This window comes from Acetatifactor sp., assembly GCF_982438285.1.
Genome location: NZ_CEWDFQ010000264.1, coordinates 1 through 4,388, shown reverse-complemented (window position 1 = coordinate 4,388; position 4,388 = coordinate 1). Strand labels below are relative to the sequence as shown.

3 protein-coding genes are annotated in these 4,388 nt (G+C 44.8%); all 3 read left to right on the top strand.

The window, feature by feature from the left end; translation table 11 throughout:
- On the top strand, nt 1-1,691 hold a 1,691-nt coding region (locus tag AC1WIP_RS12060; RefSeq protein WP_481142057.1), incomplete at its 5' end, for a sensor histidine kinase.
- The gene (locus AC1WIP_RS12055) at nt 1,666-3,189 is read left to right on the top strand and encodes a response regulator transcription factor (protein ID WP_481142056.1); all 1,524 of its coding nucleotides are present in this window, start codon (nt 1,666-1,668) and stop codon (nt 3,187-3,189) included. The genes AC1WIP_RS12060 and AC1WIP_RS12055, both read left to right, overlap by 26 nt.
- A gap of 2 nt (nt 3,190-3,191) precedes the next feature.
- Complete coding sequence (locus AC1WIP_RS12050) at nt 3,192-4,328, top strand: glycoside hydrolase family 88 protein (protein WP_481142055.1); 1,137 nt, start codon at nt 3,192-3,194, stop codon at nt 4,326-4,328.
- The last annotated feature ends 60 nt before the right edge of the window (nt 4,329-4,388 follow it).

The following is a 4,388-nucleotide window of genomic DNA, read 5'->3' as shown; positions in this document are numbered from 1 at the left end:
GTGTATTTATTTATGTGGTAACAGACGTGGTAAAGCGGCAGGAGATAGATAACCTGGAGGATACTGCGAATTTAGTCAGCGCGAATCTGGAAAATACCATGGAATCCGTTTTCCTGCAGTTTGTTTTCACTTATCAGGACGCTACGGTCAATGAGATCAGCCGCCAATTTGCAGGAGCCAGATTGGATGAAATCGAAGCCCTGTCCCTTTCCTTTACCCTAGCCACTGAGGAAGTGGCCAAGCTGAATCGTATTTATCGGATGGATATGCGGGTATACTATGCTATGGCGCGTAAAGATGGCGTTGTGATTGCGAACACAAGGTATGATTCCTCAAGGCTTGCACAAGTGGCCTTGCTGGCGCAGGAAAAGGTAGACTACACGGTGGATACTGTTACCGTGGTTGGTGCAATGCCCTCCTGGGACAGCTATAGCACAAATGAAAATATGATTGTCCTGGCAAAAAACATGAATTATCCGGATACGGAGATTATGTTTTATATGGCTGTTCCGGAGACTACGCTGCGCCATATCATGCTGGGGGAAAACTATTCCGATAATGATATTTACCTGATTGATAAGGAGAGAAAAATTCTTTCGGGACGAATGGAAGAATTGATACAAGAGGACATTCAGACAGTTGCCTATTTTCCAGACAACATCAGCAAAAGGCAGATATATGAAAATTTGGGGACTCCCGACGGTAGGGCGCTTGCAGTATACCAGACAATGAATAATATGCCCTTTTCTGTCGTTGTGCTGGAGCCTTATGAATCTTTCTTATCACAGCTTTGGGACATCCTGTGGCAGATGTTGCTTACTACGGTTGTATTTGCGGGAATTTTTCTCATTATTGCAATTTATATTGTAAGAATCAATATGCGTCCCATAGAAAAATTAAGCTACCAGATGGAGAATGGGATGCTGCAGGAGGTTCCCGAAGTAGCCGAAACCATACCGAAGGGGGCAAGCAGCGAAGTGGAATCTCTTTATCATGCCTACTGCCAGCTACAGCATAGAATTGTGCAGCTGGTTTCTCAGGTGAAGCAGCAAGAGAAGAAAAAGCGTCTCCAGGAATTTGCGCTGCTACAGGCGCAGATGAAGCCTCATTTTCTGTTTAATTCCCTGATGTCAATTCGCTGCGCTATTTCCAATCATAATATTGAAAACGCAGAAAAGATGATTCTGGCACTTTCTTCCTTTATGCGAAACGTCATTGTGCGTCCCGACGAGGTGATTACTTTAAGGCAGGAGGTAGAAAACTTGCAAAATTATATCCAGCTCCAAAATCTGCGCAGCAATGCCCAAATAAGGTTTGAGGTACACATACCTGAAACACTTTCTGACTACAAGGTTCCGAAGCTATTGTTGCAGCCTTTTGTGGAAAATTCCATTATACACGGGTTTAAATTTCAAAAATCCGGAGTGATCGAAATGACGGCGGAAATTATAGATGGGAGCATATTTTTATTTTTGCATGATAATGGAGCCGGGTATGAGGAAGATCCGCTTTCTCTTTTACAGAACACAGAAGAGAATCATTATGGCGTCCGCAATGTAAACGAACGGATCAAGCTTTATTACGGTTCTTCTTATCAGATTAGGTACAAGAAGGAAAATGGGACTACAGTTATTTTAGAACTGCCGGGAGCGGAAAGGGCAAATAATGTATCATGTCTTGATTGTGGATGACGAAGTGGAAATACAGATTTTTCTTCGCAATCTTGTGCAGTGGGGAAAATTTCAGATGCAGGTAATCGATACTGTGAGCACAGGAGAGGAAGCCTTGCGCATTGCAGAGAAACGGCAGGTGGATGTTTTGATCACAGATATTGGGATGCCGGGTATCTCGGGGCTTGAACTTATCCGGCGGATGCTGCGCATAAATGCTGAGATGAAGAGCATCATTTTAAGCTGTCACGAGGAATTTCAATATGCCAGAGAGGCCATTGCATTGGGGGTTGCCAGCTATCTGGTGAAATACATGATTACCAGAGAGGAAATGGAAGAGGCCCTGAAGAAAATTTATGAACTGCTTCAAAACAGGGAAAAGAAAAATCCGTTGCTGTTTGAAAAGCTGCTGGAGGATTTGACGGAACAGAAGTACGTAAGAAAAGAGGATATCCAGGACTGCTTGCGAAAGCTTGGGGGAAAGGATATGTTGGACGTGCAGATGGCCGTGCTGTTTGTAAATGACTGGGAGCTTGTGAAGGATACGGCAGGGATAGGATCATGGGCATTTCTGATATATGCCATACAAAATATTATGGATGAGGTTTTGGCACGGCAAGGATTTTTAAGGTCATTGGTATGTAAGGATGCAGTGGTAATTTTATTTGAGCGTACCGTAGAGGACAAGCAGTATCTGAAACGTATTTTTCAGGGAGCATTGAGACAACTGACGCAGATTTTGAAGGTATCCTTCACAATTGTCATTTCTACGCCTGGGCAGAGTCTGGAAAATTTTTCCAAACAGCTTCAGCTTTTCAGAAAAATGCGAAGAAGATACTTTTATGAAGAGGATTCTCCTGTGGTTTTTCAGGATTTTAGGCCACCCTCTGGGGAATATCTGTTTCTGCAGGATGACGCGTTAATCTGTGCAATGGCAAAGCAGGATGTAGTGAGGATGGAGGAACTGGCGAACTGTCAAATGGAGTTATTTCGGAGGGAAAGAAGGCCCTATAAGGCTGTCGCGGGGTACTGCGACAGATTTTTGGAACTCACTGAAAATATCATACGCAACAATGGGAATTCGGAAGGTAGGCTAGAGAAAAAGGCGGATACCTTTTGGGGATATACAATGCTTTTGCAGCGAGGTGTTTCAAAACTAAAAGCAGTGGTAGGGGAGAGCGGCAGGCAGTCTATGAGACCGGAAATTCATGCAATCCTGGCATATATCCGCGACAATATAGAAAGCCACATTACCTGCGAAAAAGCAGCGGATAAACTGCACATGAATGTCAGTTATTTTTCTACGCTGTTTCAGCAGGAGGTGGGAATGAGCTTTTCGGATTATCTGGCGAAATGCCGTACGGAGCAGGCAACTTTCCTGCTTCAGAATTCAAGCCTGACCATTGACGAGATAACTGAGCAGATTGGATTATCGGACAGACATTATTTTCACAGATTCTATAAAAAGCAGACCGGTGCAGCGCCGGGACAGGTGAGAAAAAACAAAAAGGGAAAATAATAATGGAAAGAACTGTGATTGAAAAGGCGCTGGGAGATGCCGTTAAGGTACAGCGCCGGTATTTGCAGAAATTTACAGATAAATTTAAGATGGAGGCAAGCACAAAAGGTTTCTATGGCACTATGGAAAACAGGCAGTGGGCCACCGGCTTTGTGACCGGCCAATATTGGCTGGCGTATGAATTTACAAAAGAGGACGCCTTCCGCAAGGCCGCTCTTGTGCAGACAACGGACTTTTTGCATCGCATTGAAAACCGTATTGACGTAGACCACCATGACATGGGTATGCTGTACAGCTTAAGCTGCGTGGCGGCATATAAGCTGACGGGAAGCCAGGAAGGGAAAAGGGCGGCGCTTCTGGCGGCGGAAAACTTGCTGAAGCGTTTTCGGATAAAAGGAAGCTTTTTCCAGGCGTGGGGCAAGCTGGATGCGAAAGAGGAATACCGCATGATTATCGACTGTTTACTGAATCTGCCACTTTTATATTGGGCAAGCCATATCACAGGGGATGTGAAATATGCAAGGGCAGCTGATCAGCATACCAAAACAGCGGTAAAATACTTGATCCGTGATGATTATTCCGTACATCATACCTACTTTTTTGACCCAGAAAGCGGCGCTCCTTTATACGGGGTAACGCATCAGGGCTACAGCGATTCTTCTTTTTGGGCTCGCGGGCAGGCGTGGGCTGTATGCGGACTGGCATTTGCATATCGAAATACAAAGAAGGAGGAATATCGGGAAAAATTCCATCAGGTCATGGAATTTTTTATGGAACATATTCCGGAGGACGGACTGCCCTACTGGGATTTATGCTTTATGGACGGAGAGGAGCCTCGAGACAGCTCGGCGGCCGCAATCGCGGTATGTGGGATTCTGGAAATGAAGCAATATTGTAAAGGCGGACTTGGCCTGAAATATCAAAAGTATGCGGATACTCTGCTGAAAGCGCTGATAGAGCAATGCGCGGTGACAGACCCGTCTGAGAGTAATGGCGTACTTTTGCATGGCGTCTACCAAAAAGCCTCGCCCTACAATGAGATTACGGATTATGGCGTAGATGAGTGTAATTGTTGGGGGGATTATTTTTATATGGAGGCCCTTATGCGGTGCTGGAAAACCTGGAAGCCATACTGGTAAGAAGCCTTGAGTTTCCGCAAACTGCAATAAAAAGATAGATATGTATTTCCAAAATGCCAA